17 protein-coding genes and 1 tRNA gene are annotated in these 22355 nt (G+C 68.4%); 10 read left to right on the plus strand and 8 right to left on the minus strand.

Annotation, left to right across the window (positions count from 1 at the left end):
* Positions 1 to 35: 35 nt before the first annotated feature.
* Positions 36 to 1595, plus strand: a complete 1560-nt coding sequence (locus AB0J76_RS33635) for an ABC transporter substrate-binding protein (protein WP_364391703.1) — start codon at positions 36 to 38, stop codon at positions 1593 to 1595.
* Here the strand turns inward: AB0J76_RS33635 and AB0J76_RS33640 are convergent.
* Entirely contained in the window at positions 1571 to 1762 is a 192-nt protein-coding gene (locus AB0J76_RS33640) for a hypothetical protein (RefSeq protein ID WP_352327461.1), read from the minus strand. The two genes, AB0J76_RS33635 and AB0J76_RS33640, sit on opposite strands and share 25 nt — an antisense overlap.
* Positions 1763 to 1782: 20 nt before the next feature.
* Between AB0J76_RS33640 and AB0J76_RS33645 the strand changes: the two genes are divergently transcribed.
* On the plus strand, positions 1783 to 2406 hold the full coding sequence (locus tag AB0J76_RS33645) for a hypothetical protein (RefSeq protein ID WP_352327466.1): 624 nt from the start codon (positions 1783 to 1785) through the stop codon (positions 2404 to 2406).
* On the opposite strand, the gene AB0J76_RS33650 is transcribed toward AB0J76_RS33645, so the two are convergent.
* Entirely contained in the window at positions 2375 to 3478 is a 1104-nt protein-coding gene (locus tag AB0J76_RS33650; protein WP_352327462.1) for an MFS transporter, read from the minus strand. The two genes, AB0J76_RS33645 and AB0J76_RS33650, sit on opposite strands and share 32 nt — an antisense overlap.
* Positions 3479 to 3552: 74 nt before the next feature.
* On the opposite strand from AB0J76_RS33650, the gene AB0J76_RS33655 reads away from it, so the two are divergent.
* The 4 genes from AB0J76_RS33655 (at position 3553) to AB0J76_RS33670 (ending at position 8183) form a co-directional block, all read left to right on the plus strand.
* A complete protein-coding gene (locus AB0J76_RS33655; RefSeq protein ID WP_364391708.1) occupies positions 3553 to 6039 on the plus strand; it encodes an AAA family ATPase in 2487 nt (828 codons plus the stop codon).
* A gap of 8 nt (positions 6040 to 6047) precedes the next feature.
* Complete coding sequence (locus tag AB0J76_RS33660) at positions 6048 to 7019, plus strand: inositol-3-phosphate synthase (RefSeq protein WP_352328022.1); 972 nt, start codon at positions 6048 to 6050, stop codon at positions 7017 to 7019.
* A gap of 37 nt (positions 7020 to 7056) precedes the next feature.
* A complete protein-coding gene (locus AB0J76_RS33665; protein ID WP_352328021.1) occupies positions 7057 to 7857 on the plus strand; it encodes an exodeoxyribonuclease III in 801 nt (266 codons plus the stop codon).
* An 89-nt stretch (positions 7858 to 7946) separates the two neighbouring features.
* On the plus strand, positions 7947 to 8183 hold the full coding sequence (locus AB0J76_RS33670; protein ID WP_352328020.1) for a hypothetical protein: 237 nt from the start codon (positions 7947 to 7949) through the stop codon (positions 8181 to 8183).
* Positions 8184 to 8207: 24 nt separating this feature from the next.
* On the opposite strand, the gene AB0J76_RS33675 is transcribed toward AB0J76_RS33670, so the two are convergent.
* Positions 8208 to 9143 (minus strand): cobalamin biosynthesis protein, encoded by a 936-nt coding sequence (locus tag AB0J76_RS33675; RefSeq protein ID WP_352328019.1) that lies wholly within the window; start codon positions 9141 to 9143, stop codon positions 8208 to 8210.
* A complete protein-coding gene (locus AB0J76_RS33680) occupies positions 9127 to 9921 on the minus strand; it encodes a phosphotransferase (RefSeq protein ID WP_352328018.1) in 795 nt (264 codons plus the stop codon). The genes AB0J76_RS33675 and AB0J76_RS33680 overlap by 17 nt, the downstream gene beginning before the upstream one ends.
* Positions 9922 to 10513: 592 nt before the next feature.
* Between AB0J76_RS33680 and AB0J76_RS33685 the strand changes: the two genes are divergently transcribed.
* On the plus strand, positions 10514 to 11248 hold the full coding sequence (locus AB0J76_RS33685; RefSeq protein ID WP_352328017.1) for a ZIP family metal transporter: 735 nt from the start codon (positions 10514 to 10516) through the stop codon (positions 11246 to 11248).
* Positions 11249 to 11302: 54 nt separating this feature from the next.
* Positions 11303 to 11376 (plus strand) — tRNA-Arg (locus tag AB0J76_RS33690).
* A gap of 323 nt (positions 11377 to 11699) precedes the next feature.
* Here the strand turns inward: AB0J76_RS33690 and AB0J76_RS33695 are convergent.
* From AB0J76_RS33695 to AB0J76_RS33710, 4 genes are all read right to left on the minus strand, one after another.
* Positions 11700 to 12764 carry an integrase core domain-containing protein gene (locus tag AB0J76_RS33695; protein ID WP_352328016.1) on the minus strand — a complete coding sequence of 355 codons (1065 nt, stop codon included), beginning with the start codon at positions 12762 to 12764 and terminating at the stop codon, positions 11700 to 11702.
* Positions 12765 to 13321: 557 nt separating this feature from the next.
* On the minus strand, positions 13322 to 13615 hold the full coding sequence (locus tag AB0J76_RS33700) for a hypothetical protein (protein WP_352328015.1): 294 nt from the start codon (positions 13613 to 13615) through the stop codon (positions 13322 to 13324).
* Between the two features lie 410 nt (positions 13616 to 14025).
* Positions 14026 to 15978: a hypothetical protein gene (locus tag AB0J76_RS33705; RefSeq protein ID WP_352330317.1), complete on the minus strand. Its 1953-nt coding sequence runs from the start codon at positions 15976 to 15978 to the stop codon at positions 14026 to 14028.
* 437 nt (positions 15979 to 16415) lie between these two features.
* On the minus strand, positions 16416 to 16580 hold the full coding sequence (locus AB0J76_RS33710; RefSeq protein WP_352330316.1) for a hypothetical protein: 165 nt from the start codon (positions 16578 to 16580) through the stop codon (positions 16416 to 16418).
* Between the two features lie 1867 nt (positions 16581 to 18447).
* Here AB0J76_RS33710 and AB0J76_RS33715 point away from each other — a divergent pair.
* Positions 18448 to 21408: a BTAD domain-containing putative transcriptional regulator gene (locus AB0J76_RS33715; protein WP_352324163.1), complete on the plus strand. Its 2961-nt coding sequence runs from the start codon at positions 18448 to 18450 to the stop codon at positions 21406 to 21408.
* 334 nt (positions 21409 to 21742) lie between these two features.
* Positions 21743 to 22279 carry a hydroxyisourate hydrolase gene (locus AB0J76_RS33720; protein WP_352324164.1) on the plus strand — a complete coding sequence of 179 codons (537 nt, stop codon included), beginning with the start codon at positions 21743 to 21745 and terminating at the stop codon, positions 22277 to 22279.
* The last annotated feature ends 76 nt before the right edge of the window (positions 22280 to 22355 follow it).

Below are 22355 nucleotides of genomic sequence, written 5' to 3' on the forward strand. Positions count from 1 at the left end.
AGGTTTCCCCCAAATCGGTTACAGAGGGAGATGCGTTGCGCCGTCGTCTTGCAGCGGCCGCCGCGCTGGCGCTTCTGTCGGCCTGTTCCGGGCCCAGGGAGGTCCCCCGGCCCCCCGCCGCCGAGTCGGTCTTCGTGTACGCGCAGAACCTGGACGTCATCTCCGACTGGGACCCCGCGAGCTCCTACTCCAACGAGCTCATCGCCTTCCAGAACGTCTACGAGACCCTGACCCTCTGGAACCCCTTCACCAAGAAGTCGGCCCCCCGCCTGGCCACCTCCTGGCGCTCGACGCCCGACGGCCGCACCTGGACGTTCACCCTGCGCCAGGGCGCGACCTTCCACACCGGCCGGCCGGTGGACGCCGCGGCGGTCAAGGCGTCGATCGAGCGCACGATGAAGACCGGCGCGGGCGCGTCCTACATCTGGGACGCCGTCTCCTCCGTCAAGGCCGAGGATGCGAGCACCGTCACCTTCGCCCTGAAGTACGCCGTGCCGCTCGACCTGGTGGCCTCCTCCGGGTACGCGGCCTACATCTACGACACGCAGGCGGCGCCCGACCTGCGCTCATGGCTCGGCGCGGGCAGGGACGCCGGATCGGGGCCGTACACGGTGGCGGCCTGGCACCCGGGCCAGGAGGAGGAGCTGACGCTCAAGGCGTACCCGAAATACTGGGGTGGATGGGACAAGCCGCACTACAGCACGGTCAAGTACCGCGTCGTGCCCGACCCCGACCGCGCGTGGCGGATGCTGGCCCGCGGCGAGGTGAGCTTCGTGGACCGGCTCAGCCCCCGGCTGTTCGCCAGGGCCGCGGTCACGCCCGGGGTGCGCACCAGCGAGCGGGACTCCTACCAGACGGCCATGCTGCTGTTCAACACCGCGAGCGGCCCGATGAAGGACGTGCGGGTGCGCCGCGCGGTGCAGCAGGCCGTCGACTACCGCGGCCTGGTCAGGGCGCTCAGGGGCGCGGCCGCGCCGGCCAGCGGCATCGTCCCTGAAGGGCTGACCGGCCACGTCGCCGGCCGCGCCCCCCGGCAGGACCTGGCGGGCGCGGCGGCCCTGCTGGGCCGCGCCGGGTACGGACCCGCGGGCCGGCCGCTGCGGCTGCGGCTCACCTACGCGCAGGGCGACCACGACCAGCGGCTGCTGGCCACCAGCCTGGCGGCGGAGCTGAAGCCGCTGAACGTCACCCTCGACGCCCGCGCCATGTCCTGGAACGCCCAGTGGCAGCAGGGCAGGAAACGCGGCCAGGACATCTTCGTCATGTACTGGTGGCCTGACTACGCCGACGGCTACTCGTGGTTCGGCAACGTCTTCCGCAGTGGCAACCCGCCGGTGTTCAACCTGGCCTACCTGCGCGACAGGACCCTGGACGAGCTGCTCGAAGGGCTGCCCGAGCTGAGCGTGACCGACAAGGAGGCCGCGCAGGCGGCGTACGAGCAGGCCACCGGACGCGTGCTCGACGTGCGCGCCGCCGCGGCGCTGCCGTGGGTGGTGCGGTACCAGCGGGCCTACCTGGGCGGCGTCCAGGGGTACGACGACAACCCGGCCTACCCCGACGTGGTCTTCGCCTACGAGCTGCGCCCGTCCGGCTGAGCCGCCTCCGCCGCCGACTCCGACGCCGCCTCGACCCGCTCACGCAGCCGCGTCCTGATCTCCTCGGGCGTGTACGCCCGCCGCCTGCGTTCGGCGCGCGCGATCACCACCCCCGTGGCCGCGACCCCCGCGATTCCCGCCAGACCGAGCATCTTCCACCAGCGCATGTGCCTAGGCTAGCGATGTGCTGACTCTCGACGAGGCCGTCAAGGTGACCAGAACCGGCGATCTGTGGATCTTCCGCGGCAGGTCCGTGCCCGACCGGGCCATCCAGACGATGACCAACAGCCCGGTCAACCACGTGGGCATGGCGATCGTGATCGAGGACCTGCCGCCCATGATGTGGCACGCCGAGCTGGGCAAGTCGCTGCTCGACCTGTGGTCGGGCACCCACCAGCGCGGGGTCCAGCTGCACGACCTGCGCGACGCGGTCACCGTCTGGGCCGACCGCTACGGCCAGCGTCCGTGGCTGCGCCAGCTCGAACCGCAGGCCACCCCCGAGATGGAGGACGCCGCGCTGCGCGTGGTCGCCCGGCTCGACGGCACCCCGTTCCCGTCCACCGCCCGGCTGGCCGCCCGCTGGGCCAGGGGCCGGGTCCCGCGGCGGGCCAGGAAGGAGGCCACGCTGGAGAGCGCGTACTGCGCGGAGGTCGTGGCCGTCACCTACGAGGAGATGGGCCTGCTGCCCGGCGGCCGGCGTCCCAACTGGTACGACCCGGGCAGGTTCTGGAGCGGCGACGACCTGGAGCTGCTGACCGGCCGCCGCCTCGGCCACGAGATCACCGTGGGAGTGCCGCGTACGCGGGCCTGACCCTGGCCAGCGGGACCGTCACCACGACGAGCGCGGCCACCAGCACGAAACCCAGCCGGTAACCGGTGTGCCCGAGCACCAGCCCGAACCCCGTCGCGCCCACGCCCATCCCCGCGTCGTAGGCCAGGTTCCACAGGGCGCTGACGCGGGCCGGCTCGCCGCGCTGGAGCATCACCGTCAGCGTGGCGTTCTGCAGCACCCCGAACCCCGCCCCGAACAGCGCCATCCCGGCCACGACCGGCGCCGGCGCGGCCGTCCACGCCTGCAGCGCGATGCCCGCGGCGGCGGCGAGCAGGCCCGGCACGAGCAGCTTGGCCGGGCCGTGACGGTCGCCGAACCGGCCCGCCCACCAGCGGGCCGCCGGCGTGGCGAGCGACTGGGCGAGCAGGGCCGCCGAGGCCAGCCCGGGCGAGCCCGCCAGCGGCAGGAACGTCACCAGGACGCCGACGGACAGCGTGACCGAGCCAAAGAGCAGCATCGGCGCGGCCAGCCCGCCCGTCCGCCCGCCCGCGCCGGCCGTGACGGGCCGGCCGGCGGGCAGGCCGGTCACCGCCACGAGCCCCACGAGCGGCAGCAGCCCGGCGACCACGAGGACGGGCGCGAACCCGAGCACGTCGGCCGCCCACAGGCCCAGCGGCAGGCCGGCGACCGAGGGCACGCCGACGGCCAGGCCGTACAGGCCGAGCCCTTCGCCGCGGCGCTCGGCGGGCACCAGGTCGGCGGTGAGCGCGGTGCCGGCGACCACGAGCACGCCGAGGCCCGCGCCGCGCAGCAGCGAGACGGCCAGCACCACGGGCAGCTCCGCCGACAGCGGCAGCAGCAGGGCGGGCAGGCCGAGCAGGACCAGGCCGAGCGCCATCGCCGCCCGGTAGCCGTGCCGCGACAGCAACCACGGGACGGCCAGCTCGGCCAGCACCGTGGACAGCATCATCGCGCCGGTCGCCAGGCCCGCGCCGGACGCGCCGGAGCCGCCGGTCGCCGCGTACAGGGGGACGGTGGAGAACAGCAGGAAGAAACCGAGCATCCCGGTCACCGAGGCGGCCATCATCAGGCTTAACGAACGCGTCATCATGCCTTCGACGATGACAAATCCCGTTCTGGGCGGGATCGGGCATGATGCGTAGCCGCCTCTTCATAATGAGAGGTGTGTTCGTGGGACGTGAGGCCGAACTGGGCCGGCTGGCCGCCGCTTGGGCCCGCACCCCGAGTGCGGTGCTGGTCGTGGGCGAGGCGGGGATCGGCAAGTCCAGGCTGGTCGCGCGGTTCGCCGGCGGGGTGGACGCGCTGGTGGCCGAGGGCGGGGCCGATCCGGGCGGGCCGGCGTACGCGCCGTTCGTGCCCGTGTTGCGCCGCCTGGTCAGGGAGTACGGCGCCGGGCTCGTGCCGGGCGGCGGGCGCAAGGGGCTGGCGTGCCTGCTGCCCGAGCTGGGGGAGCTGGACGACACGCCCGACCTGGGCCGGGCCCGGCTGTTCGAGGAGGTGCTGCTGCTGGTCGAGCGGGCCGCCGAGCGCCGTCCCCTGGTGATCGTGCTGGAGGATCTGCACTGGGCCGACCAGGCCGCCCGCGACCTGCTGGCGTACCTGCTGCGCAACCTGACACGGCCCGGCGTGATGGTCGTCGCGACCTCGCGCGAGCCGTTGCGGCTGCCCGGCGCCGAGGTGGTCAGGGTGCCGCCGCTCGGCCGCGACGAGGTGGCCCGCCTGCTCGGCCGCGACGACGTCGACGCGATCGTGGCGCGCAGCGAGGGCAACCCGCTGTTCGCCGAGGCGCTGGCCGAGGCGGGCGACACGACCCCCGCCTCGCTGCGCGAGCTGCTGCTCGCCGGGGCCGAGAAGCTGCCGGGGCCCGGTCTCGACGTGCTGCGGATCGCCGCCGTGGCCGGGCGCAGGACGCCCCACGAGGTGCTGCGCCAGGTCGCCGGGCTCGACGACCTCGCGCTCGACGAGGCGCTGCGGCCGGTCGTCCGGGCCCGGCTGCTGCTCGTGGACGGCGACGCCTACGTCTTCCGGCACGCGCTCATCCGCGAGGCCGTCTACGACGACCTGCTCCCCGGCGAACGCCGCCGCCTGCACGCCCGCTGCGCCCCGGCCCAGCCCGAGCTGGCCGCCGACCACTGGCTCGCCGCGGGCGACGGGCCACGCGCCTTCGAGGCCGCCTGGCGGGCCCGCAGATGGGACCTGGTGCTGGAGCTGTGGGCGCACGCGGACGGCCAGGACCACGCCCAGGTGCTCGAGGACGCCGCCAGGGACGCCCTGCGCGACGGCGACGCCCACCGCGCCGACGACCTGGCCGGCCGGGCGCTCGCCGAGGTCGCCGACCCGCTGCGCGCGGCCCACCTGCTGGAGCTGCGCGTCGCCATCCGCGACCTGCACGGCGAGGAGGGCCTGGACGACCTGCGCGAGGCCGTCCGGCTGGCCCCCCGCGAGTCCCGGCTGCTCGGCGCCCTGGCCTGCACGCTGGCCTGGCACGGCCAGGACGACGAGGCCCGCGCCCGCGCCGAGGAGGCGTACGCGCTGGGCGACGCCAGGTCCCTGGTCACCCTGGCCGCGCTCGCCGCGCTCGACGACGACCTCGCCACCGCCTCCGCCCTGTACGCCCGCGCCCGGATCAGCGCGCCCGACGACGACACGCTGCTCGTCTCCTACGCCGGCGAGGCCGACGCGCTGGAGGCCGCCGGCGAGCACGCCAGGGCCGAGGCGGTCGCGCGGCGCGGCATCGCCGAGGCCGCCCGCCTGGGCCTGTCCCGCTCGCGCGGCGCCCACCTGGCCGCCAACCTGGCCGAGCCGCTCGCCTCGCTGGGCCGCTGGAAGGAGGCCCGCGAGGTCGCCGCCCCAGCGCTCGCGCTCGACCCGCCGCCGATCTACCGCGCCTGGATCCTGCTCGTGCTCGGCACGGTCGCGGTGCGGGAGGGCTCGCTGTCCGCGGCCGGCGCGCTGCTCGCGCAGGCCAGGCCGCTCATGCGCGGGCGTTCGCGCGGCTACGACTCCTGCCTGGAGCCCGACCTGCTCGAATGCCGCCTCGCCGAGGCCGGGGGAGACCTGGACCGGGCGCGCCGGCTGGTCGACCACGTGCTGGCCGAGCACGACCTGACCCGCAGCCGCCGCTACGCCTGGCCGCTGCTGGCCCTCGCGGCCCGCATCGGACGGGTGCGCGCCGAGCCCCCGGGCCTGCCCACCGTCGGGCGGCTGCAGGAGGCGTACAAGGCCACCTTCGAGGCCGAGCTCGGCGGCTCGTGGGCGGACGCGGTGGCCGCCTGGCGGGCCGTGGGGCAGCCGTACGGGCTGGGGCGGGCGCTGGTCGGCGCGGCCGAACGGGACCCGGTGCGGGCCCGCGAGCCGCTGCGCGAGGCCCTGGCCATCGCCGCCGCGCTCGGCGCGGAGCCGCTGCGGCGGCAGGCGGAGGCGGCGGCGGCCACCGCCCGGGTGACGCTGTCGGCGACGCCGGGGCTGTCGGCCCGCGAGCTGGAGGTGCTCGGCCTGGTCGCCGAGGGCCTGAGCAACCGGCAGATCGCCGAGCGGCTGTTCATCTCGGCCAGGACCTCCGGCGTGCACGTGTCGAACATCATGGCCAAGCTGGGCGCCGCCTCCCGTGTCGAGGCCGCCGCCGTCGCCCGCCGGACCGGCCTGATATGAACTCCGGCATGACCACCGTGAACGTCGCCCTCATCGGCGTGGGCAACTGCGCGTCGTCCCTCGTGCAGGGCGTCGAGTACTACCGCGACGGCGAGGCGCCCGGCCTGCTCAACCCCGTGTGCGCCGGATACGCCGTCTCCGACGTGCGCTTCACCGCCGCCTTCGACGTCGGCCGGGCCAAGCTCGGCCTGGACCTGTCGCAGGCGATCTGGGCGCCGCCGAACAACTCCCGCCGCTTCGCCGACGTGCCGCACCTGGACGTGCCGGTGCGCGAGGGCATCCTGGCCGACGGCGTGGGCGAGGGCTCTGCGGAGCTGGTCGAGCCGAGCGGCGCCGCGACGGTCGCCGACGTGGCCGCCCACCTGCGCGGGACCGGCTCCCAGGTCGTGGTGAGCTTCCTGCCCACCGGCGCCCAGCGCGCCACCGAGTTGTACGCCGAGGCCGCGATCGAGGCCGGCTGCGCGTTCGTCAACTGCATGCCCGCCGTGCTCGCCCGCTCCGAGCGCTGGCGCGACCGCTTCGCCGCGGCCGGGCTGCCGCTGCTCGGGGACGACCTGAAGAGCTCGTTCGGCGCGACGCTCGTGCACCGGGCGCTGGTCGACGCCCTGACCGCGAGCGGGGTGCGGCTGCGCGACGGGCACCAGCTGCTGGCCGGGGGCAACATGGACTTCGTCAACCTCCAGGACCCGGCCAGGATGGCCGGCAAGCGGGCCACCAAGACGTCCGGCGCCGGCACTTCCACCCACGTCGGCGCCCAGTACCTGCCCTTCCTCGACGACCGCAAGATCGCCTTCATCCGCCTGGAGGGCGAGGGGTTCGGCGGCTCCCCGCTGGAGGTCGAGCTGCGCATGGTGGTGGAGGACTCGCCGAGCGCGGCGGGCAACGTTCTCGACGCCGTGCGCCAGGCCAAGGCGGCGCTCGACGCGGGCGCCGGCGGCTTCCTGCGGGACGTCTCGGCCGCCCTCATGAAGGCGGTCTGACCCCGGACGCCGGGACCGGCCGTGGCAGGCTAGGAGGATGCGCCTGGCGACCTGGAACGTGAACTCGGTCAAGGCACGGCTGCCGCGCCTGCTCGACTGGCTGGCCGCGACCGAGCCCGACATCGTCTGCCTGCAGGAGACGAAGTGCCCCGCGGAGTCGTTCCCCGTGGCGGAGGTGGGCGAGCTCGGCTACGCCGCCGCCGCCCACGGCGACGGCCGGTGGAACGGCGTCGCCGTGTTGTCGAGAGTCGGGCTGGAGGAGGTGACGCCGAGCTTTCCCGGCGAACCGGGCTTCGCCGCGCTCGACGGGGTGGGCGCCGCCCGTCCCGAGGCCCGCGCGCTCGGCGCGACCTGCGGCGGCCTGCGGGTCTGGTCCCTGTACGCGCCGAACGGCCGCGCGGTCGACTCGCCGCACTACGCCTACAAGCTGGAGTGGTTCGCCGCGCTGCGGGACGCGCTGGCCGAGGAGGCCGGCTCGCCGCTGGTGGCCTGCGGCGACTACAACGTGGCGCCGACCGACGCCGACGTCTGGGACCCCGCGCTGTTCGCCGGCTCCACGCACGTCACCCCCGCCGAACGCCGAGCGCTCGCTGAGCTGCTCGACCTCGGCCTGCGCGACGTGGTGCCGACGCCGATGAAGGGGCCGCACCCGTACACGTACTGGGACTACCGGGCCGGGATGTTCCACCAGAACAAGGGCATGCGGATCGACCTGGTCTACGCCAGCGCCGAGGTCGCGGAACGGGTGCGGGGGGCGTACGTCGACCGGGAGGCGCGCAAGGGGAAAGGCCCCTCGGATCACGCTCCCATCGTGGTGGATCTCGACCCGATAAATTAAATCAACAAACAGCTGCCAGACGAGTATCGTGAGTAACCAAATGTGCGGGGGCACGCTTCTTCTTCAAGACCGAAAAAGGGGGCCGTGTCGTGGAACCTGCCGATGGTCGTGTCATCCTGTTCGTCCTCATCGGGCTGGCCCTGTTCGCGCTCGGACGCCGCTTCCAGAACATGATCATGCTCAGGCAGGTCTGGAAGCAGACGCAGCGGCAGGTGACGGTGCGGCGGGAGACCGCGCACAACGCGGTGAAGGGTCTGGTCGCCGTCACCGCCGTCGCCGCCTTCGTCATCTGGCTGGCGATCAATCTCAATCGGATAATGAGTTGACCGCCATTCAGCCGATTACCGCGATCATCCGGAACGGCGGCGGCGCAGGCCCCATGCGGTGAGCACGGCCAGCCCCGCCGCCGCCAGTCCGACCGCGCGGGTGAGCCGGGCGGCGCGCCGGATGTCCTTGACGTCCGGCTTGGGGCCGTCGCCCATCGTGGGTCGGTGTTCCGTCCTGCCGCCGTACACGTTCGTGCCGCCGAGGGTGACGCCGAGCGCGCCGGCGAAGGCGGCCTCGCACCTGCCCGCGTTCGGGCTGGGGTGACGGTGACCGTCCCGTCGCAGCATCCGCAGCGCCCGGACGGGGTCGTCGGCCAGCGCCGCCGTCAGCAGTCCCGTCACGCGGGCCGGCACGTAGTTCGCCACGTCGTCGAGCCGGGCCGCGGCCCAGCCGAACCGTTCGTAGCGGGGGGAGTGGTGGCCGATCATGGCGTCCAGCGTGTTGACCGCCCGGTAGGCCAGCAGCCCCGGCACGCCCGCCACCGCGCCCCAGAACAGCGGGGCGACCACGGCGTCGGAGGTGTTCTCGGCCAGCGACTCCACCGTCGCCCTGGCCAGCTCGGGCGCCTCAAGGCCGGCGGGGTCGCGGCCGCACAGGTGGGGGAGCCGGGCCCGGGCCCGCCCGAGATCGTCCTGCTCCAGGGCCTCGGCCATGTGCACGCCCTCGCGGGCGAGCGTCGTGCCGCCGAGCACGGCCCACGTGGCGAACGCCGTCACCGCCGTACGGACCGCCCGCCCGCCGCTCCTCTGGGCCAGCACGCCCAGGGCGGCCGCGCCCCCGACGCAGATCCCGACATGGACCACCCCGCGCCATCTCGTGTCGCCGTACGACGACTCCTCCAGCTTCGCCGCCGCCCGTCCGAACAGCGCGACGGGGTGGGCCGAGCTGCGAGGATCACCGAGAACCTGGTCGAGTGCGACACCGAGCGCGAGACCTAGCGGGTCATACCAAATGGGCATGAAGCTCATCTTCGTGCACATCCAGCCAGGATGCCGCCCGGCGGATGCGTTCCCCGGCGCCGCCCGCCCACATCTTGGCCCAGTTCCCGCCGGCCTGGGCGCGGGTGCGCATGACGTCGTAGGAGCGGTGGAATCGGAGCCTGGACAGTTCGAGCAGCCGCCGGCGTTCGCGGGGCGCAAGGCCGTAGGCGTCGCAGAACAGACGGATCCTGGCCCCGACGTCGGCGTCGCGCTGAAGGGGGTGGCGGTCGACCGGGTCGGCGATCGGGGCCCAGTGGCGGAGCGTGGTGACGATGTCGAACAACCGGGTGGTGGGCCGGGCGAGGTCGAAGTCGATCAGCGCGACGGGGGTGGCCGCGGCGGTGTCCTGCCGGAAGATCACGTTGTCCGGCGTCAGATCGCAATGTCCGATGACCTCCGGCGGGCGGTCGTCGTTCGACCCGCCTTCCCATCCGCCGGCGTCGAGCGGGAACCCCGCGGTCGCGTCGTGGAACTCCCTCACCAGTAACGCCAGGTCGACCAGGAACGCGTCCGTCGAACCCGCCCGGCACAACCCGCTCCGCCCGGGGACGTACGTGAGGATCTCGCGCCCTAACCCGTCCGTGCCCAGGACCCGCGGCGCACCCCCGAACCCGGCTGCCTCAAGGTGTCTGAGCAGGGCGTGCACGGCGGGCGTGGCCGGACCGACCGGCCTGCGCACCGTGTCACCGACGCGCACCACCCCGTCTGTCACGTCCCCGCCCTGCAGGGGAATCTCATGCAGGAGCGTCGCGACCATGCCACAACAGCTTAGCCCCATTTGCCCCACGACCGCCTGCCCTTTACCCCACCCCCTCCCTTCCCACCCTGCCCCCTCTTCCCCTGCTACCGGCAGATGCTTCTGCCGACTCCGGCAGCTCTTCTCCTGGTTTCGGCAGCTCCTTTCCTGGCTCCGGCAGTTCCTTCTCCCGGTTCCGGGCCGCCCTGCCCCGCCGATCCCCTTCGCCCTGCCCTGAACCCGCCACCGCGACGCCTTGGCGACCGACGTATGCCGTGCCGCACGAGAATCCCGCGCCTGTCCCCGATCCGCGCCTCTCACGTGCCTGCCCTGGAACCCGCGCATCTTGCGAGCCTGTGTCCGAAACCGTGCCTCCCATACGCCCGTCTCCAAAGCCGTGCCGCTCGCGTGCCTGCCCTGGAACCCGCGCATCTTACGAGCCGGCCTTTGAATTCGCACCCCTCGCCAGGCTGTCCCCGAACCCGTGCACTTCGGGAGCCTGTCTCCGAACCCATGCCCCTGGTGGGCCTGCTTCCGGAGCCGTGCTCCTGGAATCCTGCGGCCGAGTGTCGTACCGCCCCCGCCTCCCGGCCACCCCCTAGCCTGAGGAACCGTGCCCATCCTGCTCTCCTTGGCGGCCTTCCTCATGACGCTGCTGGGCGGGCTGGTCGCCGACCGCGTCAAGAACAACCGCCACCTCGTGCTCGGCGCCGCCGCGGGCGTGATGCTGGGCGTCGTGGCCTTCGACCTCCTCCCCGAAGCCCTCACCCGGGACGCCGTCGACGTGCTCGGCGTCCCGCTCCCGATGCTCATGTTCGCCCTGGCGTTCCTCGGCATCCACATCGTCGAACGCTCCATGGGCATGCACGACGCGCACGAAGGCGACTACGCCGCCCACCGCCACGCCCGAGCCGGCGTAGGCGTCACGGCCGGATCCGCCCTGGTCATCCACAGCCTCCTGGACGGCGCCGCCATCGGAGCCTCCTACCAGACGGACGCCTCGCTCGCCGTCGCCGTGGCCATCGGCGTCATCGCCCACGACTTCACCGACGGCTTCAACACGTACACGATTACGTCGCTGTACGGAAACGCCCGCCGCCGCGCCCTCACCCTCCTGGCCCTGGACGCCCTGGCCCCCGTGATCGGCGCCACCCTGACCTTCCTCATCGCCATCCCGGCCCACGTCCTGACCGCCTACCTGGGCCTTTTCGCCGGATTCCTCCTCTACCTGGCCATCTCCGACATCCTCCCGGAGGCCCACACCACCAGACGCGCCACCGGCTGGACCCTGGCCGCCACGGTAACGGGAACCCTCTTCATGTGGCTGGTGATCGCCCTGTCGGCCTGACACGACCAGAACGTGTGCGTGACAAGTCGCCGGATCATGCACAATAAGGCAGGAGCGCCCTTAGCTCAGCTGGATAGAGCACCGGACTTCTAATCCGACGGTCGCAGGTTCGAATCCTGCAGGGCGCGCTTTGATCATGTTCTGACCTGCGGCTATGCGGGATCGGATGCGTTCTAGAATTTTCGTCTAGCGGTTGCGTGCTCCGTGCGTGCTCGGTCGCACCAGCCCTGCACACACCATGATCATCCGCCATCCCGGGCCGGCTCAGCAAGAACAGCGGCCCCGCCTCGCCAGGAGCAGTCAGCGAATGCGGGGCCGGATGCTTAATCCGACTGTCAGCTCCTCAGCGAGACGATTCTCCCGGTTTCGGCCTGGTCTTCCTTGCCGAACAGCAGGGCGGCGGTCTTCTCGGCCGCTGCCGTGGCCTGTGGGTGCCAAGAACTCGGCCATGCTACGCGACCTGCGCGTATTCGTGGATCAGTCCGCCAAGGCGGTCACGTCGGATGACCTTGATATCGTCCTCGACCGGGTCGGGAAGGTCTCGCAGCGGGGCGGCGTGGCCCAGGGAGCGATGTGGGCGATGCTCATTGAAGTGGGCCTCGTAGATGGCCAGCACACGACGTAGGTGGCGGGCATTGACGATGAGGATCCGATCGAGGACTTCGCGGCGTAGGCCACCGATCCAGCGTTCGGCGAACGCGTTGGCCCGCGGAGCCCGGGGTGGTGTCTTGATGATGTGGATGCCCTCGGCCGTGAAGACTTCGTCGAATATCGTGGTGAATTTCGTATCCCGGTCGCGGATGAGGAACCTGAACCCCTCTGCTCTATCTCCCAGCTCGATCATCAGGTTCCTGGCCTGCTGTGCAACCCACAGCCCGGTCGGATGCTCGGTGGCGCCGAGGACATGCACCCGGCGGGTCCTGAGCTCCATAACGACCAGGCAATACAGGCGCTTGAACAGCACGGTGTCGCAATGGAAGAAGTCACACGCCAAGATCCCCGTAGCTTGAGCATGCAGGAACTCACTCCAGGTCGGTCCCGCACGTCGCGGCGCCGGGTCGATGCCGCCGTTCTTCAAGATCAACCACACCGTAGAGGCCCCGACCCGGTAGCCCAGAGCGGCGAGTTCCCCGGCGATCCGTCGGTAACCCCACAGTGAATTCTCCCGGGCCAGACGAAGTACCAAGGCCCGGATGGAGGCGCAGGTTGCGGGTCGACCATGGCTGCGCCGCTTGAAGGTCCACCGCCGTCGCACCAGCTCGGCGTGCCAGCGCAGCAGTGTGCCTGGCGTCACGAACAACCGCCGACGACCGGCTGGAGACAATAGCCGCGCCAGCGCGCTGATCACCGCCCGGTCCGCCCACGACGGCCGAGGCCTTGCCGCCTGCCGACGCAACACCGCGACCTGATGACGCAAGATGAGGATCTCCGCTTCCTTCGACCTCTGCGAGCGGCCCAGCAGCACCACCCAGCCCGCGAGCCGAACGAAGATCAGATAGACCAGACGCAGTGCCATAGACGCGATCATGCCTGCCAGCACTGAAACGCCCGACTCCAGGTCAGACCCAACGGCCGAGTTTCGGGCACCCACACCCTCACCAACCGGCAGACAAGCGACAACAGCCCCTCGCCATGGTCGCAGCCGCCGTCTTGATCGCGCAGCAACAACCCAGCTCACAGTATGAAACCGTGTTTCCGAGCGGGACACCCATTCGCCGCCGACCCTGTGTGCGATGGAACGGAATCCGGCGTTACCACGTCCAGAAAACCGCAACGGCAAAGACTCACTGACCTGGAGGGAACTGCGTTAACGCCGGATTCCGTTAATCTCTCTGACTCCTGCGTCCACGAGGGGTGAGGTCGTCGGAGGCCCGTAGGGCAGGTCGCGTCGATGATCTCTTCGGAAAGGGGTGAGCCTGTCGACTCTCCCACTGAAAGCGAGCATGCGCTTGGTTGGTCACCCCGTTAACGCCGCCGGAGGCGCGCCAGCACCGAAGGGCGCCGGGGTCGCTCCCAGAAGGGCCGCGATCAGGAGGGGAAGCAAGTCGCGCGAGGCCGAGCCGCGGGTCGGCCTCAGGCCGAAGGGGACGGGACGCCATAGGCGCGGCCCACGGTATGGAACCAGTCCTCGTCGAGGAAGCGGCCCGTCATCCGTCCCACGACGGTGAGAAAGGCGTGCGCCAGCTTCTCCTCGCCCGCGTTCAGGTCTTCGCCTTGTGGGAGACCGTGGGCATAGGGCTCGAATTCTGGCCCGGGCATGAACTCGCCGGAGGGAAGAGCCGGGATCTCGGCGACCACGTTTCCGTCCCGGTAATAGGCGAGGTCGGAGAGGCCGTCGATTTCCCAGTCCCAGTCGACCATGAACATCGCACGGTTTCCCGAACTGAGCCACCATCCACCTGTTCCGGACCGCTGACGCCGATCACCACGGACCAGCCGGGACTGTGGGGCCCGATCCAGAGGCTGTCCTTCTCGTCGATCGGGACGGGCGGGTCCGCCATCGTGGCCGCTTCTTGCATCAACCGCACATCGCGCCGGGATCGCGGGTCGAGGCGCATCAGCTCGGCGAGCTCGTCGAGGTCGTCCCGTTCTATCCAGAGCCCGAAAAAGGTGGTGTCGAACCCGTGCGCCGCCAGCAGTTCATATTGGTCGCGCTCCGGTAGCGCGGTTCGAATGTCGGTCATCTCGTCTTCTCCATGTGGTCGGGCGACCGTGTCCGGAGCGCCGCCGAGGCGGCGCTCCGGACACGGCGTCCACAGATCAGGGCGATTCAGGGATCAGTTGACGATCCAGACCCAGAACTTGTCGTCGGGCAGGACTCGGTTGCGGTCGTAGAAGCTCTTCAGGACCTTCCCGTGGCTACCGCGAGCGGTGCTGTTGTGACTCTTCCCGACCGCACGGAGAGAGTAATGGTTCTTCATGCCCCTGTCCGCCGCATAGCCGGCTCCGTCCTTGGTCGAGGCGAAGGGGTACTCGTCGCACTCGGCCCTCTTGTACACCGGATCGAGCATCGACAGCAGCGGCTCCTTGTAGTTCTCAGGGAAGTAGTACTGGCAGTAGCTGGTGTAGCTGGTGGTGCCCACCTTGAACGACCGGGAGAAGACGTTCCGGTTCTTCGGCTGGTTGCCGGCCTTGTCCTTGGTGAGGGGGTCGCCCGGCTCCACCCGGTTCGGGTCGGTGCCCTTGGGAGCCGCCCAGTTGCCCGGAATGATCTTGGGCTTCTCGGTACCGAAAACGCCCTTGACCGGCGGGTCCTGCGTCTCGTTGTCGCGCAGCGGCGGCACCGTGTACCTGTTGTCGCTGGTGCCTGTGTGCCTCAACGCGGCTTCGATGTGCTGGATGACCTGCAGGAAGCTGGCGTCCTTGCTCTTGGACATCACGAAGATCCGCTTGGCGAGAGGGAAGATGCACGCGCCGACGTGCACGCCGCTCGTCGCGCTGGCCGCCGCCGTGCGAGCCAGGGACTCGCCTTCGGCGTCACCGCCCGCGGTGCGGAACCAGTCACACCGTACGTGCGGCGTATAGGGCTTCTCGTAGGGGTCGTTCCCGGAGGGGTCACCTCCGCCGGTGCGCTTGCCGATCACCTGCCCCTGCTCGTCATAGACGACCTGGCTCCACAGGTTCATCGGCCTGTAGGTCCACTCGTCATCGACATCGATCATGATGGGGCGCAAGGTGCACTTGTCCGCCTTGTCGCCGTCGGTGTCCTGCATCGTGAAGACGAACTCGTCGTCCCCATCCGCCTTCCAGCCGCCCACCGTCGTCTCGCGCTTGGATCCGGAGGTCATCGTGCACTGGGAGCCGGCATCGCCCGTCGGCTTGACCTCCAGCCGCAGGAACTCGTCGTCGTCCACGTCGGTGACATTGCCCACCGGATCGTAGGCGTTGATGTTGCTGATCTTGGTCCACATCTTGATCTGCTGAGGCTTGACGCCGGAAGTGCCGCCGTTCTCGACTCCATCGCCCGTGGCGTCGCCCAGGTAGGTGTGCATGACCCAGGTCGCCTGGAACTGCAGACGAACCGACGACCACTGAAGGCCCTTCTTCGCCTTCTTCGGAATCCATTTGCGCAGCTTGGCGGCGTACACGTAGTCGATGGCGTTGAAGTAGCGGCTCCAGCAGGCGCTGTACGGCCTGACGACCAGCTGGGCCAGGTTCCCGCGCCCCATCCCCGGGTCGAGGCCCGCTTGCCGCGCCGCTTCCAGGCACTGCTCCATCGAGATGTGGTCGTAGCTGAACGGGGTCGTGGCCGCGGCGGCGGTGGCCGTGGCGGCATCGCCGTCGGTCCGCTGGGTCGCGCTCTTCTTCGGCTTCGCCCCCTTGGTCGTGAGCAGCTTCGCCGGGCCGTGCTGCCGCGGCTTACGGACAACCGCGCCGGCCTTCGCCGAGGCGAGTCCGGCGCCGGAAACGAGCGTGATTTCGTCGAAGTACATCGTGGCCGCGCCGCCCGTGTATAGCACCGCCCACGCGGCGTCGTCGGGGGCGGTCACCGTCCCTGACACCGCCTGCCACTGGCCGACGGTGGGGTCACCCACGAAGTTGTCCGTGCCCACCTGCTCGAAGTCGGCGTCGTACCACTCGACGCCGAAGTCGAACCCGTATTCCATCGGGTCCGTGGTGGCCGGCTGGAACCAGCCGGACAGGCGGTAATCCCCGCTGGCCGGGACTTCGAAAAGCTCTGCCGCCAAGCCCCAGAAATCGCTGTCCGGGACGAACTTGGCCGATGCCACACCCTGGTGCGCCCTGTCGGTGGACCTCGTCACGGTGGGTGAGTTGACCCAGGGTTCCCACGGCTCGATGGTGGATTCGAAGTAGGGGTTGGGATTGACCGGTTCGGCCGCGGGTGCGGCGACCGTGCTGAACGACCAGACACGAGGAGCTTGGACGTTTCCAGCGGCGTCGGCCCCTCCGTCGGCGGTGACCGTGTGGGTGGTGCCCGACGGTCGCAGGTTCGAATCCTGCAGGGCGCGCTTTGATCATGTTCTGACCTGCGGTTATGCGGCGTCGGACTCGTTCTGGAATTTTCGTCCAGCGGTTGTGTGCTCCGTACGTGCTCGGTTGCACATACCATGATCATTCGGCATCCCCGAGCCTGTGCGGCAAGAGCAGCAGCCCCGCCTCGCCGCGGGCAGGCGGCGAACGCGGGGCCGGATGCCTAATCCGACGGTCAGCTCCTCAACGAGACGACCCTCCCGGCCTCGGCCTGGTCTTCCTTGCCGAACAGCTGGGCGGCGGCCTTCTCGGCCGCGGCGGTGGCCACCTGCAGGTAGACGGAGGTGTAGGTGTCGGCGGTGAACGCGCTGGAGGTGTGTCCCAGCGTTACCTGCACCACCTTCATCTCCACTCGCGCCCTGCTCGAGCGAGGTTTCCCGACCATTGGCGAACACGCTGACGGGGCGCATGCTGACCACGACCTCGCCGGATGGATGGGTGTTGTAGGCAACCTTGCTCCAACCTCCGGCGAGGTCCCTGCCAAGCCTGCCCGCGTCCGCGACCTCACCTCCGTTTACGCGCAGAACTGGCGCGAGGGAGGTTCGATGGGTCGAGGGCCCCACGATTACGCCCTACCCTTCGTTCGACCGGGTCGACTGAGGGGTGAGACATATAGATGGAATCTAGGTGCTAGCGCTAGGGTGTTTACCCGCTATGCGTATGAATCCTGAATTATTACACACAGGGCACAGTGCATGGCTATTTAAGGTCTTGCGGTCTAAAACCGCCCAAAGATACGCTCTGTGTGCTTGGTGCTGCTCTGGACCTTCCGTGGCAAAGAATGTGTTCCACTTAGGATAAAAGAGAAGCGTCTGATGTTCTCGTTGGCTCGGAGTATGAGTAGATGCGTTGTGGACAGTTTCCTGCTGCCGTAACTCAAAATATCTGGCGCGTTCCAACCCTTGTCGGCGTGCTGCCCGGTCTAAGTTGGTGTTTGTCTTGCCGGTGAAAGCTGTCACTGGTGAGCTTGTTGTCGATGGGCAGAGAGATCCAGACACGCCCGCACGGCAGTGGGAAACAACTGGTGCGTTGCCGCCGCCGGTTGAAACGGATGCCAGGACGAACAGCATGAAGAGCGAGTCGTCCAAGCAGGATCTGCGTCTGCGTGAGGGCGCCTGCTGCCCGAGGGGCGGTTCGATGGAGAGGCCCGGGCGTCTATGTAGGAACAATCCGCCGGGGATCAGGAATAAGCTCACCCGTATCGCTCGTCCTATTCCGCCTACGTCTCGTCCACCAGCCCGTTCGTAGGGTTCGCGGGTCGCCTGTGTAGTGGCGGCGGGACGAGGTGCATCTGGACCGCGCGTGTGTCTGTCCCGGCTTGTCAGGTGGCGGGTTCGACCTGCTAGGAGATGATGCCCGAAGGAGCGGGATTATTGCGAGATTCGTCGGTGGTGAATAGCCTTTCAAGGACGGCGATCGGTGATGCGGCACGAGAATCTGATCGACAGGCGCAGATGCCCGACCGGACGAGGAGCCGGAGCCGGCGCAGTCTCTCCCGGGGGCGGAGAGGTCAGGAGCGCAGCTAGCCAGACCCACTCCTCCAGGAGAATTCCACCTCGGTGTCGCGGTGAGCTGTCGTGCGAGGACGGTCATCTGGTGGCGTAGGACGAGGGTCGTCACGACCTTGCCCCGATCGTGTATTGGCGGCGATCGCAGCACGGCGAAGGTGTTCGTGACAGTGGGATAGACCAGCCGAAGGAGCTCAGGCGATCGTTATGTCGCACTGGGATTCCTCTCCTGGTGGCCGGAACTGCGTTTGCCGCGGTAAAGCACTTCAAGGCCATGACCTGGGGGATGGAATCATCGGCAGGTACGGCCGTTGGGTGCGGGCAAGTGTCGTCCCCATGTTGGGAGCTGTGCAGTCATTCTCGAGCGTGACGGGCGGGCAGCTGGACCAAGCGCCGCCACGGACCGCTAATGCAGCTACCTCGCCGAGCTGCTGCTACCCGATCGCCACATGAGAGGACTGCGACTCTCCCCAGGCGAGCCCGTGTAGCGGTAACGCCTCAGATCGATGTAATCACACACGGCTATTAGGAATATCAACGTGTGAATGTGTTCGACAAGAATCGATAACAAACCGTCATGTTTGCAGAGCGGTGATACAGGTTATAGTTTGATGGTACAAACGTCCCAATGGCGCGCTCCGGACTAGCTGGAGCGCGTGCGGCGCCACTGTGGGCAGGCGCCTCGTGCAAGGAGTTTCATTGGAGTTTCGCCTCTTGGGCCAGTTGGAGGCTTTGATCGACGGCAGGCCTCTCGGCCTTGAGGGCACCCGTCAGCAAACGGTGTTGGCTTATCTTCTTCTCCATCCCTGCCAAACAGTCGTTTCCGATAGGTTATTGTCGGCACTCTATGGCGAAACACCCCCCTTAACGGCACGAACCCAGTTGCAGATCGTGATCTCGTCACTCAGGCGTCTGTTCGCTGCCGGAAAGCAGAGCAACTCCATTCAGACCAAGCCTCACGGATACCTCCTGAAGACGGACCCCTCCCGGCTGGATTCGCATCAGTTCGGAGACCTGGTCCAGCGGGCTCGAGTGACCAGGGACGCAGGCCGCATCGAAGAGGCGATCAGTCTCTATCGCAAGGGACTGGCGATGTGGCGCGGACCCGTCCTGTGCGGGATCAGCAGCCCCGAGGTGCAAGCGGCCGCGGCCCACCTCGCCGAGTTACGCGTCACGGCGAACGAAGAGTGCATCGAACTGGCGTTGACACAGGGACGGCATCATGAAGTGGTCGGCGAGCTGGCGGCGTTGGTGAAGGAACACCCGCTGCGCGAGCGTCTGCATGGCCAACTCATGCTTGCGCTGTACCGCTCCGGTCGCCAGGCGGAAGCGTTACAATCCTACCGGGCGGTGCGCGAACTCATGATCAATGAGCTTGGCATCGAGCCGAACGAGCGTCTGCAGCAGTTAGAGACCGCGATACTCACCTGTGACGCTGGTATCAGCCTGTCTGGGGAGCACAGCGGACAGTCAATTCGGTTGGCGCGGAGCGCCCCACGTCTGCTACCTCCAGATATAGCCGACTTCACAGGGCGAGAGCCACAGACTAGGGATATCGAGCAGATTCTTCTTTCCTCCACCGTAGTCTCCGCCTCGCGTGCGGTGCCCATTGTAGTGATCAGCGGCATGCCCGGTGTCGGCAAGTCGGCGCTTGCCGTGCACGTCTCTCACCGACTCGCTGAGCACTTTGCCGACGGCTGTCTTTTCGCGGACCTGCACGGTGTCGAATCTCGCAGGCTCAGCCCCATGCAGGTTCTGGAGCGCTTTCTGCGCGCGCTCGGCGTACCCGGGACGGAGATTCCTGACGAGATGGAGGAACGAGCCAGCTTGTATCGGCGGCTGCTCGGGGACCGCCGTGTGCTGGTCACGCTGGATGACGCCGGGGGCGAGAGCCATGTCCTGCCTTTGCTGCCTGGCACCCCAGGCTCGGCTGTGCTTATTACGAGCAGGAGCCGACTCGCCGCCCTCCCCGGCGTCCACCATTTGGAGTTGGAGCTGTTCGACGTGGAGCAGGCGCTGAGGCTGCTGTCGCGGATCGCTGGAGACGAACGGATCAACTCGGACATGAGCTCGGCCAAAGCCGTTGCCGAGCTGTGCGGCAATCTACCGCTCGCACTGCGTATCGTCGGAGCCAGACTGTCCGCCCGCCAGCATTGGAGCGTCGAGCAGTTACGGAACCGACTGGAGAACGAAAGCCGCCGGCTCGACGAGCTCAACCATGCAGGCTTGGGCATCCGCGCAACGATCTCACTGATCTACGAGGGGGTGAGCGAGGATGCCAGGCGGCTCTTCCGCCGGCTAGCCATTTTCGACACACCACAGTTCTCTGGTTGGGTCGTCATCGCGTTGTTGGATGTCCCTCCCATGGAGTCGGAAGATCTACTGGACGAACTTGTCGATGCCCAGTTGATCCAGCCGCTCACGGTAGGTGAAGGGATATCCGGTCTTTACCGCTTCCATGATCTCATCAAGGTCTTCGCGCGAGAAAAACTGGCGGCGCACGAAAGTCCCGGCGACCGCGAAGGCCTGTTGCGGAGGGTCCTGGGTGCCCTCCTCGCATTGGCCGAGGAAGCGCACATCCGCCTGTACGGCGGGCCGTTCGTTCAGATCCACTCCAAGGCCGCCCGCTGGCCGCTGCCCAAGGAGATCGTGGACGGACTCATGGCCAAGCCGCTCCACTGGTTCGAGCGTGAACGGTCCAGTCTCGTTCACGGCGTTCGTCAGGCGGCGCAGGCTGGATTCACTGACCTGTGCTGGGATCTGGCTCTGAGTTCCGTCACACTGTTCGAGTCCAGGATGTACCTCGATGACTGGCGAGAGACCCATCAAGTTGCCTTGGAGGCCGCCCGGCAGGCAGGAGACCTGCGCGGCCAGGCCGCAACCTTGTATTCGACCGGTTCGCTCTATATCCACGAGCAGCGATTTCCGGAAGCCAGACATGAACTCGAAGCTGCGGCAAGAACCTTTCGGCAATGTGGCGACGAGCGTGGGGTAGCACTCGCCGTCCGCAACATCGCCTTTCTCGACCGCGTCGCCGGCCGTTATGAAGCAGCTGAGGCTCGCTACATCGAGGGACTAGAGGTATTCCGACGAGTTGAGGACGGTATAGCAATTGCATACGTGCTGCAAGGTCTCGCGCACCTCAAGTTGGAACTTGGCAACCCCGCTGAAGCGGAACAGCTGCTGACAGAGGCCATCGCGTTGGCACGCGGGGCCAACAGTCCCAGGGTGGAGGCGCAGGTTCTGCACAGAATCGGGGAGGTCTGGCTGTCCTTGGACGACCCGGCGCGAGCAGTCAAAGCATTCGAACAGGCGCTCGTGCACGTCCGCAGCCTCGCCGATCGTGTGGGTGAAGCATACAACTTGCACGGCCTCGGCCTAGCCCTCCTGCGCTTGAGCCTGCATCACGAAGCAAGAGAAGCGTTGGGTGAGGGCCGACGCTTGGCCAGGCTTTCCGCCGAGCGGCTTGCCGAGGCACGGATTCTTCTTGGCATGGGAGAGTTGGCCCGCGCTGAGGGGGACTCGACGTTGGCCGCTGCCTATTATCGTGAGGCATTGGATCTTGCTGACCGGATCGGTGCCGCCGCGTTGCATGCTCGGGCGACAGCCCTGCTGGAGGATAACGGCCGGAATGTCGAAGCCAGGTCCGCCACCCGCTGACTCAGCCCCACGGTGTATTCGATACAGAAACGGAAAGGTTCGCCTCGCCATCGGCGCATGCGGCGCTCGGGAGTGCAGAAGATACGAACAGTGCGGCGAGCGTTATGAGCAGGCACTTGACAAGGAAAACCTTGTTGTTCTTCAAGACGGGCCTCCTGTGTGCGGCATCGGTAGTAATTGCCGCTGCTCCGAAAACATATAACAAGATAGGTATCGCCAGGCTATTGCGAACCTTTCCGCAGCGGGCGACGCCAGGACCGGGAAGAGCGGGGGTCAGGGAAGATAGCAGGCGAGAAGCGCCAGGATAGTGTGTTGCGTCATTATGGCTTTGACAATGCACCGCGCTCATCGTGCACATGCGTCGATCGGCGCAGGCAGGAGATTCCAAGTGTCCCCTTCGAGTATCACCCCGTACGCGCTCGACGTCGCGTACGGCAGACCTGCTGCTGGGATCCCCGTCCTATTGCAGCACTTGGCAGGAGGATGCTGGCAAACCGCAGCTCGTGCCGCGACCGATGAAGACGGCTTGGTGCGAGACTGGGGCTCCAAAGACCTTGAGCAAGGGCATTACCGATTGCTGTTCAACATCGATCACTACTTCGCCACTCTTGGGTTGAGCGTGCCCTACCCGACCGTCACAGCGAACTTGCGCCTACAGGACGTTTCGGTTGACTGGCAAATGCAGCTGACCCTGGCGCCGCACTCATACGTGATCTCTTTCTGTGCCCATGCCTCCCACTTTCGCCATGCAGGCCGGTCGGCGAACGCGAACGCGGCGGGGGTATCTGACGGACGCCCACCAGAAGATTCAACCGTTGGTAGAACCGCCGAAAAGATCATCGCCAGACCAAGCAACATTCGTGCGTCCTGACCGACAGCACTACAAGTGTTAATCGACATGATTCAGGAGGACCACCCGTTCTGCGGCCACACTTGGAATGCAAGGC

This window comes from Nonomuraea sp. NPDC049624 (genome assembly GCF_040675255.1).
GTDB lineage: Bacteria > Actinomycetota > Actinomycetes > Streptosporangiales > Streptosporangiaceae > Nonomuraea.